Here is a 12,746-nt window from a genome sequence, read left to right on the forward strand (position 1 = left end):
AGATGAAGACGAGACAAGATGTATTCGATTGGTTGAGTGGACAGCTTCGCTTCGGGATCAAACCGGGTCTTGAGCGGATGAACTGGATGATTGAGCAGTTAGGGTTAGAAGAACGCCCATCCATCCATGTGGCCGGGACGAACGGAAAAGGGTCGACCGTCGCGTTTTTACGGGCGATGGCGATGGAGAACGGCTTATCCGTCGGCACATTTACCTCCCCTTATATCATTCAGTTCGAGGAGCGAATCATGTTGAACGGGGAACCGATTCCGGAAGACGCGCTCGTCGACGTGGCAAATCGAGTCAAAGCGTGTGCGGACAAAGCACCAGAGACGTTGACGGAGTTCGAACTCTTGACGATGATGGCATGGTGCTATTTTGATGACACACGTCCTGATGTAATCATTTGGGAAGTCGGTCTCGGGGGTCGCCTCGATTCGACGAACATATTGAAGCAACCACTCGCGACGATCGTCACGTCAATCGGACATGACCATCAAGGGATTCTCGGCGATACGCTTGAAGAGATTGCGCTGGAAAAGTACGGCATCATGAAACGTGGCGTGCCGATGTTCCACAGTGTCAATCAGGAGAAGTTGATTGAATTGTTGCTTCAAAAAGGAGAAGACGTAGGCGCTTCGATTCATGATGTACGAACGCTTGTGTCAGAAATCGAGGACGGGGCTGGGACTGTCGTGACATATGAGGGGATGCCACCTGTCGTGCTCGGCTTGACGGGGCATCATCAAGCATATAACGGAGCGTGTGCCGTGGCAGTGGCGCATCATCTTGGATGGAAGGAAGAGGCGATCCGGTCAGGTCTTGAGCGGGCACAACATCCGGGGCGTTATGAACTCGTCTCCAAACGACCACGAGTGATCTTGGATGGGGCGCATAACCAGGAAGGCATCGAGGCATTGGTCCTTCAAGCCAAACAAGAACAAGACGTGACCGTGCTGACGGCGATTTTAGCGGACAAGGACCGTGACACGATGATTCACGCGCTTCAAGAGATTGGCGACGTGTACGAGACAACGTTTGATTTTCCTCGTGCGAGAACGAGAGATCAGCTTTTAAAAAATAGGGCACGCTTCGTTGAATGGAAAGAATGGCTAAGCGATTGGATGGAAGTACCGACGAGTGAGACGTTGATTGTGACAGGGTCTCTTTATTTCATCAGTGAAGTGAGACGTTTCCTAAGTTAAAACATTTACCTGATGTCAAAGAAATAGATGTATATTTTTTCAAGTGGGTGGGATAATTAGTAGTGAAGACTAAAAATAGGGAGGACTATACATTGCGTAAACTCATGCAATACATAGCGGTTCTCGTATTAATCATATCCATCATTCCACAAAAAGTAGTTGCGGAGACCAATCAACCGATTTTAAACGTATTGATTCTTCGTGATGCTTTTTCTTCGTCGAAAATACTTTCAGTGACTGAATACAATAACGCGGTGAAAACATATCGTGATTCATTGAATGTAAATACTGCGAAAGTGAATGCGCAGTTTATGACGATTAAACAATTTAATGCCTCCCGTTTTCCGATGACAGGTGCATTCGATGCGGTCATGATTGGAAGCAGTCCTTTAACTGAGAAATATAAAAATGGGACGCTTGTCGTCAACTCGAAAAATCATGACACGACAAATCAAATGAACGATCTGACAGAGTTGAAAGCGACGGAATTGTTCAATACGGTTGTCCGTGTCGGCTTGCCCCTTCTTATGCATGAGGATGCTGCAAACGGCGATACACAGTTAAAACGCTTGGCAGACTATCAACGTGATTATGCAAACGTGAAAGTCTTTAATCGAAATGATCAACAGAATGTCGATCGCGAGATGTCGCAGCAGTTGAATCAACTCACCATTTCCCGTCCGAGATTTCAATCAACTGAAGTGAAGTATAACAATCAGTCGATTAGCAATCAGACGATTCAAGTGAAAGATGGTGTCCGTCATCCAATCAACTTCGCCTATACTTTATCGCAACCACCAACTTCTTCAGCATTCGTAGAATTGTATATCGATTACGACCATAACGATCGATTTGATGCGGATGAAAAAGTCATTGAGCAACAGGCAAAAGAATCGGGAACGCTCAATTTTACGTTATCGCGTCCGACGTTTAGCGGACCGAAGAACTGGATGCTCGTCGTCAAGGATGCATTGACAGGTCGAGCAGATTATCGTAAGGGGAGTATTCTCTACCTCGATGAAAAAGTGAAAGCGAACATCTTGCAGCTCACTGCTGGAACAGGCACGAACGGAAGAATTTCAAGCTATTTATCTAATATGTTAGTAGACCCGGCTGGGAATTATGAATTCAATTTAACGGACGGTACAACTAGTCAGTTCGAGGGTGGTACTTATGACCAGGCATTACTCAAAAACGACTACGATATGCTGATTTTTGGATTCCAGGATTCGTACAACGTTTATGGAAGCATGAACGCTGCGGCCACTTCGAAAGTCAAACGTTTCAGTGAAACAGGACAAGGTGTCATGTTGACGCACGATACGATTTTCCGTACGAATAGTTCATCATCACCTACGTCCGAGTGGGAACGTCAATTTGTGAATATCAATCCTTCACTGAATATCTCAGGGCAAAAAATGTATACGAACATGGGATTTGGTGCTCCTGAAACAACCAATAAGGCAGTTAAGGTACAGGATGGGATTTTCACATCTTATCCGTATCGCCTCGATGATTCAATCAAAAATATCTCAAATACCCATAACCAATACTTCACTCTCGATTTGAACGATCCGGATGTGACGCCTTGGTACAACCTGTATTCTACTGGTGGAAATCGTGTATATGGAGATGCAAGCAATCATTACTACACGTATACAAAAAACAACTTCACCTACTCCGGTGCAGGGCACACGAACAAGTTCTCGGTAGAAGATGAGAAGAAAATCTTCATCAATACGATGTATCGCGCCTTTATCGGGGCGAATCATAAACCTTACAACGTGATTGAGTCCGTCAGTGATTCAAACCAGTCCTATACCTCTGCTGATTTAAAAGCCGGGACTGTTGAAGTGACTGCTGGACAAGACGTTAAATTAATGTGGCGACCGAGCGACTATGACTTCCAAGACTTGTTCCTCAACTCAACAATCACGTATAACGGGAAACAAGTCGCATTCGAAAACTTACGTAACTACGAAGTCAAAGAGTTTACGATTCCGGCAGCGGATGTTGTGGCAGACCGACCGATTGAAGTGAAAATCGAGACGTCCGATCAACGGAATGCGAAGGTGATCGATACGTTCACCATCAACGTCAAACGTGCGGAAAATGTTTCCGACTTGATTCAAGTGTCCCGTTCGATTGATCCGTCGACGATCAACTTATACGAAACGGGAACGATTCACTATCAAGTTCAATATCCGGAACGTTTCGACCGATTACCGAATCAATTGGGCGATAAGTTTCTACGAGTGGATTTAACGACCTTCACAGAAAAACTACCAAGCCAATTCGAAGTGGTGGCGATGCGTGATGCGAACGGAAACGAATACCCTGTCACGAACCCGAATGAAATCAAGTTACAGTTGAAACCAGACTTGTACTATGAACGAAACGGGAACACGAACATTTTCCTCCCGAACGATAGTGGAAATCGAACCGTGAAGTTTGAAGTAGTCATTCGAGCCATCGAGCCTTCTGCTTCACTCATCCAATTGAAAAAAGCGGATAACCAATTGACGACGTTGATTGAGTATTCGAAGAAGCAAGATCACATTTTAGATAAGCACAACGACTGGGATAAGGAACTAGAGGTTCAATCGTCATTCGCAGACTTGCTGATCAATATCGGGGCGCCGTACGCGTACGAAGCGAAAATTCCTGACGTCACCTTACAAATCGGGGCACAGCAGATTGTGAGTCCGACCATCACGGATGCGAAAGGCAACACCTTTACGAACCCGAAATGGAGTAGCTTGAAGTGGGAAATCGTTGATGCGAACGGTGTCGCGAGACTCGTCACCCAAGGAAACAATGCGATTGTGACCGGTTTGAAAACAGGAACAGCGAAACTACGATTGACAATCGATCCGGGCGATAAGAAACCCCTTGTCGTAGCAGAGTCGAAAGTCAATGTCATCAGTCCGCCTGAGCAACTTACTATCCCGTCGACAGAGCTATATGTCGGTCAAACGACTACCGTCACACCAAAAGTCATGCCTGAAACGGCTCAATACAAGTCGGTTCGCTATGTCGTCGAATCCGGGGATAGTGTGAAGTTTGAACAAGTTGGAAACAACTTGAACATCATTGGACTGAAACCTGGTACGACTCAGTTTAAGGCGACAGTGGATGTCGGTGACCTCTTCGGTGGCTTGAATATCGCTACTCCGAGCACCGTCTTTACCATCCAAGTCAAGGCACCATCCTTGAGCCAAACGCCGAACCAACTCGACCTTTGGGTATGGGATAGTTTGGACGAAGAAAAACGTGTGAACGAAGTCGCCTCGATTCAAGTGACCTCAACACCAACCGTATCCATACCGTTTGAACGAATCGGGTCCATCCCATCCGCTCTGACGGTGACACAGAGTGCGACAGGATATGAATTACGTGCCAACCATGGCTACGGAAATAATGGAGTCGTGACAGACATTCCGATTCAGACGACATTCGATGACAATGCGTTACGAAACATTCGTTCCAACACGTCGGTTGTCCGCGTCAACGAATACCCGAACCAATTGATGTCAAAAGACATGACAATCAATATCGGGGAAGGGACGGCACCACGACCACCGCTCCTTGAGTACTGGCCAACGACTTCGACTTGGCGTGACTATCGCATGGAGATTGTATCCGGCGAAGAATATGTTCAAGTGAGTGGATCAGGAAAAGAGTTGATTCCAGTGAAACCGGGTGTGGCGAAAGTGGAAGTCTACACGACGCTTCCGGCTGGAAAACCGTTTGAAGCCGTGAAGGACTCGTTTTATGTACGCATCATCCAAACGAATGCCTCAGGACAGGATGATGACCGTTATTAAGTGAATGGCAGAAAGTTGGCGAATGATGAATCGCAAGCGAATGATGATTGGCATCACCGGATTGATTCTCGTGATCGGATTGGGAGGGCTCCTGTACTGGAGTCAATCCCAACCCGAGCTCTCGCAGTTATCCGGTGACGATTTAGTAAAAGAAGTGAGTCAACGCTCTTCGGTGACAGAAGAAGAATTGACAGATTTACAGGAAAGGGAGGAATGGGAGGCCGTCCGACTTGTTCTAGAAGATCAAAAAGTTGTGCCGACAGCCGAGCAATTCGCCACAGCAGTGACGCTCGCACCTCTAGACGTGATTGAAGCATACTTCGAGCAAGGGATTGACTCATTTGAAGCAGTGGAAGGGATGCCCGTCATCACACCGTTGTTCAGTGCGAACGGTAGTCCGGATCAATGGAAACTAGCGATGCGTTACGTTGAAGATGAAAGACTACTTGGCATTGCGGTCGACTCGTTGAATTTCGAGGCGGTCAAAGAACTTCTCGGGCAAGGCTATACGATTCAAGATCCTGAATCGATTCTGTTGCAACCGGTCCGTCACAATCAGGTCGAGTTGACGCAACTGCTTCTTGATCACGGCGCGCAATGGACGAAGGAAATGGAACAAACGGCCAAAGACTACAACTCGGACCTCATTCTAAAGATGAGGAACTAAAAAAATCGGCTTCTTCTCAATCAGAGAGGAAGCCGATTTTTTGAATTCATTTCAATTGAACGGGATGACTGACGAAGAATTGCAGTTGATTCGTGACAGGGAGTGTTTCCAATTGATTGAACACGGAATCGTTATACGTCAGTTTCAATCGAGACTTTTCGGCATCGTGAGCTGGAACTTGACGGTCAAAGTTTTCAGCTGGGCTCAAGCCGTTGCCCCCAGTAAATTCCCCTCTGAAGACATTCACTTCGAGTGGTCCCTTACTGTAGAGCCCCCCATTGACTTCGAGGATAGAGCCGACCGCATACACATAGGTCGGTTCGTTCGAGTCACTATACATGAATGCCTGGAGCGTCGTCGGCGTATCGTCAAACTCGTTGATTCGGTTCAACAGGATCTTTCCTTTGGATAAGAGGATGAGCGAGTTCCCTTTGTCTGCATCAATCGGAAGGATATTCGCACGATCGATGAACGTATCGCCTAACGTGTAGACCGTTGAACTGAAGGATACGTTCCCTTTAATCGTCAAGTCGCCACGTACAATCAACGGTCGCGAGATCATCAGTTTATCGAGCGATTCAATGACGACATCTCCGTCAAACAGGAGTGGAGACGTTGATTCGGTAATCGACTCGGTGACGTACATAGCACGATCGGAAATGGTATCCGGTAACGTCAAGATGGTCGGGTCGGTGAGTGCGTTATAAGCATCCGCCCGAAGATAGGAGGTTGGGCGTTCGACAATGGAGGATCCGTCTTCCGATAGGACTCGCTCGAGCTCGAATACTTGATCGCTGGAAGGAATTAATCCTTCTTCAAAGATTTTTGAGTCGACATTGTTGGTGTAGGCGAGTGGTGTGTCAAGACGACGATTCAAGAACTCGATGATGGAATAGTCATATTGGAACGGCGAGAAGCTACTCGGAGACACCCCGACATCCGCTTTTTCACCAGCACGCTCTGTACCAACTGTAAAGTAATTTTCTTGCTGACAAGTGGTACACGTTGCAACTTCTGATAAATCGATTCGCCCATCGAGATGTAACCAACTGGAGTTCAAGTTCGCAATGGTTTTGGCTTGACCATCAAGCTGGAAGTTAGCTTCGCGTTTGAAAGCGAGAGGGCCACCTGAATAAATATTTCCCTGAATTGTCGGCATACCGTTCACATTCAATTGTTGATCGGACCCGAGGACGTAGTATAGGAAGGACGGGAGAGCCGTCAAGTACAAATCTTGCGTGTATTCAACGGTGAGCTCCGGTTGTTCCGGGTTCACTTGTCGGGACGCCGTGACGTTCACTTGGAGAATCGTCGTGAACGGTGCCGTTTGAATCGTGGTATCCAGCGGATCTTTCTTCAAGTCGATGGAGTAGCGGACCTCACTGTCTGTCGTCAAATCCGTAAATGGTTCGTCACTGACAAGTAGGGATTGTACTGCGGTTTGAAATGCTGCTTCTGACTCCATATGCGCCGGAACTTCTGTTTTGCCATGGAGGGGAAACTCAGTGCGAACTTGGTCAGCGATCAGACGAAGTGCACTTTTCGCATCTTCATTCAGTTGAGTATCTTCTGTTCGGATGACCGTCAGTTTATTCGTCGCCAAGTTGACTTGCATGGCCGCGAGTGACAGAACGGCGAGCGCCGCCATCGTCACGAGCACGAGTACGAGGACATATCCCTCTTCACGTTTTCGCATCAAGGTGCCTCCTTTCGTTAAAATGGAATGGAACTTTCAAATGTAGTGACAGAATCAGAGGCGTTTGTTTGAGCTAGATCCATCTCGATTTCAATCAAACCTCCTGTCATATAACCAGGACGTCTAGGGTCATACACGGGATCTTTGACTTCAATGGTCATTCGCTCGACCGTGATCTGTGGGTTCGACGGAATGAACGAATCGGATGAGAGAACTAACTCCGCCGGAACGTAACCCGCTTCTCGGTAAATCATGCCGGCATCCGAGATGGCAGGCGTGGACAACCGATAAAATTGAAACGTGCCGTCCACTTCCGTCACGGCATCGAATTCGGTACGGTTCACGTCAGAGAGCACGGAAGCAATTAAATAGTCGGCCTCGCTTCGAAGTTCACTCGTCTCATTCGTCATCTGGAATCCGAGTGTTCCTGTGATGAAGGCTGTAATGATGACGCCGCTTAAAATCGAAGCGACGACGACCGTGACGAGCAACTCGACGAGCGTGAACCCATCTTCTCGTTTCTTCATCTCAGTCAGTTGTCGGGACAGCCGTTTCAGGGAACGGTTCGCGCAATGTCGCATTCGATATGACTCCTTTCAAGGTGACGGGGGTTTGCAAACGGTCGGTCGTCACCGAGATTTCAACTTCAATGGTATGCCCAGGTAAGGTGGACAGCGATTGAATGGTTGCGATATACATGTCCCCATGAATTCGGGTATCTTCGCAAAAGTCGCATGTCGGGCTGATTCCGTCCCGATTTAACAATTGCCGTAATTCCAGCGGTTTTTCGACGGAGGCGGCTCGTCGATTTAATGTATGTAGCGTGTTTTGTGCCACTTGGTTTGCAATCGTCTGATTGAGACTGTCGTGGGTCGTCTTCAAGCTCTGACTGAAAATGGTAAGTAGAGAAAATGAGACAATGGAAAGAACAACGATCGAGACGAGTACTTCAACGAGCGTGAACCCTTTTTCAGAATGCGACAAGACATTGACCTCCTATTCAAAAAAAGTAAAACAATCGGTAAATAACGTATGAAATACTGAATTAAATGTTATTTTTTGTACAATACATATTATACTAAAGTTACACACTAAACGGATACATAGAATAGAAGTCGGATTATACACGGGGGGAATTTTACATGAAGCGGTATGGGATGCATCTTTTCATTTTGATTGGACTCGTCGTACTCGTGACATTACCGACAATCGGTCTCGTCAATTATTTAGACGCGTCCGCTGAGTCGAGTGCTACATATACAGATACGACGGTCGCAGGTATCGACGTGTCAGGGATGACGAAGGAAGAAGCGAACGTTCGTCTTGACAATGCGATTAAAGATTTTAATACAATCCCCTTTACAATCAATTTGATGGATGGAACGGTCATGGAAATCGGCAAAGAGGTCGTGACGTTCGATGTCTCGAATACGCTTGAGTCGATCAAGGATGCGGGCGCATATCCTCTTCTGACAACGATAGACGAGTCGAAAGTCGAGCCTTATCTTGAAGGGCAGCCTGTGACGTTGACGATGATTGCACCCGCGTTGATGGATGCGGCGTCAAACCTTGAATCGAACGTGACGCTAGAGCAAGTCGCGGCGGAAAGCGAGGTCGTCGCTTCATTCACCGTTAGCCCGACACCGGCCATGCAATTAGCACTTGATCGAATGAACGGTTTTGAGATGGCTGCGGGCGACATCTTCAGTCTTAAAGCGTTCGGGGAAGACTACGAGGCGCTCACGACGCTCGGTTCTTCGTTCTATCGCCTGTTTGCGGCGACACCGTTTGCTATTCTCGAACGGGTGCCACATGAGACGCTCCCACCCGGTGTGGAGTTAGGATATGACACAAAAATCGATGAGCGGTCGAATTTTGCTGTTCAAAACCGTGAGGATTCCTCTTATGCGATTCTCGTCTTGAATGAAGGGGATTCAGTGACCGTTCAGTTACTCGGGCAACCGTTTGAAGCCGCTTTTGAAGCAAGAGTGGAAGAAGTGAAAACGGTGCCTCATCAAAAAGTCGTCCGATTCTCCTCATCGCTCCCATCTGGCAGCTCATCGGTCACGCAATCCGGTCAAGATGGACAGTCAGGTAAGCTGTATCGTGTCACGGTGACGGAAAATGGTGAAACGTTAGAGTTGCTTGGATTTGACTTTTATGAACCGACACCAGAGATTGTGACGAAGAGTTCCGTGCCGCTTCCGCCGCCGGACCCGGTCGAACCGATCATTCCGACATTCCCGGATGAGGATGTGGAAGAGGAACCGTCAACCAATGACTCGAACGATAGTCCGTTCGAATCCGAACCACCGGTATTAGAAGAAGTCCCTACAGAGGAGGAGGCTGTCGGATGATTGGCTATTTGATTTTACTAGGCTTTTGGGTGCTCGCCACACTGACATTGTTTGCCTTGTCCGTTCCGATGATGCAAAAACGAGAAACAAAAATCATCATCAGTCTTTGGACGGCACTCTTATCTGGCGCCATCTACGTGATGGTAGAGGAATCGCTCGTACAAACGTGGTGGGCTTGGCTTGTTCTCGTTGTATTGTTGATTGGAGGGGTAGTTGCGAGCGTCTTCGTCGAAGAACGTGTTGACAAGGACAAGCAAATGGAGGCTCCTCAAAGGATGGTGAAGTAACGTGAGACGTACGAAAAGACGATTAGGTGAGATGCTCATTGAAGCGAGACTCATTACGAACGAACAACTTGATGAAGCGCTTGAACAAAAACGTCCGGGCGAGAAACTCGGAGACGCGTTAATTCGCCTGAACCATATTACCGAAACACAATTGATTCAAATGATTCATGAACAGTTGCATGTGCCGATCATCGAGTTGTACTCCTATGATATCAATGTGACGGTCACGAAACTCGTTCCGAAAGCGTTGGCGCAAAAACATGACATCATGCCGTTTGAGTTGAACGGCAATACGTTACATGTGGCGACAGCCGACCCACTCGATTTGATTGCCATCGATGACGTCCGTCTGCAGACGGGAATGAACATCGAAATCGGGATTGCGACAAGGGAGCAGATTCGAAAGACGATCAGTCGATATTATGAGATGGATCACTCGCTCATCGAAATTTTAAAAGAGGATGCCCCGGAGATCGAGCGGCAGGAATCTGTCAGTCGAGACGATGCACCGATTATTCGACTCGTGAACCAGCTGTTCTTAAGTGCCATCGACCAACGCGCTTCGGATATTCACTTCGATCCGCATGAGAAACACCTACACGTCCGCTTTCGGATTGATGGTGATTTGCGCACAGAAACCGTTTACCCGAAGAAGATTCAAAGTGTGATGCTGACGCGTCTCAAAGTCATGAGTAACCTCGACATCACCGAGAGCCGGTTGCCACAGGATGGACGAATCAAATATACACTACGCAATCGAGCTTATGATTTTCGGGTATCGACGCTTCCGACGATGTATGGAGAGAAAATCGTTATTCGGGTCCTCGATTCATCGCAGGGGCTGACCGATTTGACGAAACTCGGATTCGGTGAACGAAACGAGCAGGCGTATCGGGAGATGTTGAAACGCCCGAATGGGATTATCCTGATCACCGGTCCGACCGGTTCAGGGAAGTCTTCGACACTATACGCTTCATTGAAGGAGCTAAGTGATGAGACGAAAAATATCATCACGGTGGAAGACCCGGTCGAGTATCAACTTGACGGCATCAACCAAGTTCAGGTCAACTCGAAAGTCGGCTTGACGTTCGCATCAGGACTCCGCTCAATCTTACGACAAGACCCGAACATCGTTATGGTCGGAGAAATCCGGGACACGGAGACGGCTGAGATTGCCATTCGTGCCTCACTCACGGGTCATCTTGTCTTGTCAACGCTACATACGAATTCAGCCATCAGCTCTATCACGCGTCTCGTCGACATGGGTGTCGAACCATTCCTCGTCGCCGCCTCGACGACTGGACTCGTCGCTCAACGTCTCGTTCGTCGCGTCTGTCGTGACTGTGGACAAGTCGAACCGGTTTCGAAGAGTGAACGTAGCCTATTTGAGGCGGAAGGTGTTCACATCGACCGGATTGTGCGTGGGAAAGGTTGCACTTCTTGTAATGCTACAGGGTATCGCGGACGTCTTGCTATTCATGAGGTCATTCCGATTGATGAAGGGTTACGTCGGATGATTATGAATCAGGCGACCGAGTCTGAAATGGTCGAGTATGCCAAGTCACAAGGGGCGACGTTCCTCCTTTCGGACGGATTAGAAAAAGTCGCCGCCGGTCTGACAACGACAGAAGAAATATTACGAACGGTCATTACGGAGAATGCTTATGATTAATGAATCGATTGAAGTCATTTTGACGAATGCAGTCGAGAAACGTGCCTCAGATATTCATTTGACGGCAGGTTCTCCACCGATTATACGAGTAGATGGAAGCCTCATCACGATGGGCGAGGAGAAGGTATTGCCTCACCATCTCGAGGGATTTTTAAAAGAAATCATGACCGAAGACATGCGCGAACGTCTTGAGCATGATCGGGATCTCGATTTCTCGTTCGGTGTCCCACGCGTTTCCCGTTTTCGGGTCAACGCCTACTATCAACGAGGTACGATTGCCATCGCATTCCGTTCCATTTCCGGGGAAATCCCGACATTGAACGAGCTCAATCTCCCGACGGTGTTGAAGCGATTGATTGAGAAGCCGCATGGTCTCATCTTGGTCACGGGGCCAACGGGGTCAGGAAAATCGACGACGCTTGCCGCGATGATTCATGAGATTAACCGCACGCAACGAAAGCGGATCATCACGTTAGAAGATCCGATTGAGTATTTGCATTCCCATGATCAAAGTATCGTCGACCAACGAGAAATTGGCTCGGATGTCATGAAGTTCGTAAGTGGTCTACGGGCTGCGTTACGACAGGATCCTGACGTCATTTTGCTTGGGGAGATGCGTGACTTAGAGACCATTTCGACGGCGATGACAGCGGCAGAGACGGGGCATCTCGTCATGGCGACACTCCATACGTCGAGTGCGATGTCGACGGTGAGCCGGATTATCGATGCGTTCCCGGCCGAGCAACAAGACCAAATTCGGACGCAACTCGCCAACGTCCTACTTGGCGTTGTGAGTCAACGACTATTTCCGAGGATTGATGTGCCGAAAGGGCGCGTCGCCGCCATGGAAATTATGTTAGGCAATCCGGCTGTCGCCAACTTGATTCGGAACGAGAAAGAGTTCCAGTTGCCGACCGTCATTCAAACAAGTCGCCAGCATGGCATGCAGTCGATGGATTCGGCGATTGAACAACTCGTTCGGCAGGGAATTATCAATCCGAACGCCGTCCCGACAGAAGAAATGAGGTGATGAGT

At 48.1% G+C, this 12,746-nt stretch carries 10 protein-coding genes; 7 read left to right on the top strand and 3 right to left on the bottom strand.

From position 1 onward, the window contains the following. Positions 1-2 precede the first annotated feature (2 nt). From KNO90_RS07905 to KNO90_RS07915, 3 genes are all read left to right on the top strand, one after another. Positions 3-1,205, top strand: coding sequence for a bifunctional folylpolyglutamate synthase/dihydrofolate synthase (locus KNO90_RS07905; protein ID WP_215113385.1), 1,203 nt, complete (start codon positions 3-5; stop codon positions 1,203-1,205). A 92-nt stretch (positions 1,206-1,297) separates the two neighbouring features. Further along, positions 1,298-5,032, top strand: coding sequence for a DUF5057 domain-containing protein (locus KNO90_RS07910; RefSeq protein ID WP_251127403.1), 3,735 nt, complete (start codon positions 1,298-1,300; stop codon positions 5,030-5,032). Positions 5,033-5,057: 25 nt separating this feature from the next. Beyond that, a complete protein-coding gene (locus KNO90_RS07915) occupies positions 5,058-5,699 on the top strand; it encodes a hypothetical protein (RefSeq protein WP_215113386.1) in 642 nt (213 codons plus the stop codon). Positions 5,700-5,745: 46 nt separating this feature from the next. On the opposite strand, the gene KNO90_RS07920 is transcribed toward KNO90_RS07915, so the two are convergent. Genes KNO90_RS07920 through KNO90_RS07930 form a run of 3 tightly spaced genes read right to left on the bottom strand, consistent with a single transcriptional unit; the run spans position 5,746 to position 8,379 of the window. After that, positions 5,746-7,395, bottom strand: a complete 1,650-nt coding sequence (locus KNO90_RS07920; protein WP_215113387.1) for a hypothetical protein — start codon at positions 7,393-7,395, stop codon at positions 5,746-5,748. Between the two features lie 17 nt (positions 7,396-7,412). Then, a complete protein-coding gene (locus KNO90_RS07925) occupies positions 7,413-7,976 on the bottom strand; it encodes a prepilin-type N-terminal cleavage/methylation domain-containing protein (RefSeq protein WP_251127404.1) in 564 nt (187 codons plus the stop codon). After that, the gene (locus KNO90_RS07930; RefSeq protein ID WP_214739671.1) at positions 7,924-8,379 is read right to left on the bottom strand and encodes a type IV pilus modification PilV family protein; all 456 of its coding nucleotides are present in this window, start codon (positions 8,377-8,379) and stop codon (positions 7,924-7,926) included. Before KNO90_RS07930 ends, KNO90_RS07925 begins: the two co-directional genes overlap by 53 nt. 158 nt (positions 8,380-8,537) lie before the next feature. On the opposite strand from KNO90_RS07930, the gene KNO90_RS07935 reads away from it, so the two are divergent. Genes KNO90_RS07935 through KNO90_RS07950 form a run of 4 tightly spaced genes read left to right on the top strand, consistent with a single transcriptional unit; the run spans position 8,538 to position 12,741 of the window. Further along, positions 8,538-9,752, top strand: a complete 1,215-nt coding sequence (locus tag KNO90_RS07935; protein ID WP_214739673.1) for a G5 domain-containing protein — start codon at positions 8,538-8,540, stop codon at positions 9,750-9,752. Beyond that, on the top strand, positions 9,749-10,039 hold the full coding sequence (locus KNO90_RS07940) for a hypothetical protein (protein WP_214739675.1): 291 nt from the start codon (positions 9,749-9,751) through the stop codon (positions 10,037-10,039). Before KNO90_RS07935 ends, KNO90_RS07940 begins: the two co-directional genes overlap by 4 nt. A gap of 1 nt (position 10,040) precedes the next feature. Beyond that, positions 10,041-11,711, top strand: coding sequence for a GspE/PulE family protein (locus KNO90_RS07945; RefSeq protein WP_215113388.1), 1,671 nt, complete (start codon positions 10,041-10,043; stop codon positions 11,709-11,711). Further along, positions 11,704-12,741 (top strand): type IV pilus twitching motility protein PilT, encoded by a 1,038-nt coding sequence (locus KNO90_RS07950; protein WP_214742351.1) that lies wholly within the window; start codon positions 11,704-11,706, stop codon positions 12,739-12,741. The genes KNO90_RS07945 and KNO90_RS07950 overlap by 8 nt, the downstream gene beginning before the upstream one ends. Positions 12,742-12,746 lie beyond the last annotated feature (5 nt).

The sequence above is a fragment of the Exiguobacterium sp. s63 genome (assembly GCF_018617335.1).
GTDB lineage: Bacteria > Bacillota > Bacilli > Exiguobacteriales > Exiguobacteriaceae > Exiguobacterium.